1 protein-coding gene and 1 pseudogene are annotated in these 399 nt (G+C 53.4%); both read left to right on the top strand.

What is annotated here, in order from left to right; genetic code table 11:
* Positions 1-166: pseudogene (locus JWJ90_RS24095) on the top strand (ChiP family protein); the annotation flags it as partial.
* Positions 167-215: 49 nt separating this feature from the next.
* A partial coding sequence (gene chiQ / locus JWJ90_RS23000) for a ChiQ/YbfN family lipoprotein (RefSeq protein WP_205229532.1) occupies positions 216-399 on the top strand: 184 nt, incomplete at its 3' end.

The raw sequence follows: 399 nt of genomic DNA, 5'->3' as shown, positions 1-399 counted from the left end.
GTACACCGTGCAGGAAGGACGTGCGAAAGGCACGCTGTTCAAACTCCACTACACCCAATACGACAACCACTCTGATATCCCAAGCTGGGGCGGCGGTTACGGCAACATCTTCCAGGATGAGCGTGACGTGAAGTTCATCGTGATTGCCCCGTTCACCATCTTCTGACAATGACGCGGCGGGCCTCACGCCTGCCACGTAATAATGAGGTCGTATCATGAAAAAATGGATTCTTATCGCTACCTTAGCGTCAGGATTGGTGGGCTGCGCGCAGCCTCAGGCGCCGCAGGAAGACAGTAAACTGAAAGCCGCGTACAGCTCATGCATTAATACTGCGGAAGGCAACCCGGACAAAATCGAAGCCTGCCAGAGCGTGCTGAATGTGTTGAAAACCGATAAGA

This window comes from Desulfobulbus rhabdoformis, from assembly GCF_016919065.1.
GTDB lineage: Bacteria > Desulfobacterota > Desulfobulbia > Desulfobulbales > Desulfobulbaceae > Desulfobulbus > Desulfobulbus rhabdoformis.
The sequence above is the reverse complement of the archived record's forward strand: the minus strand, read 5'-3'. Positions and strand labels throughout refer to the sequence as shown.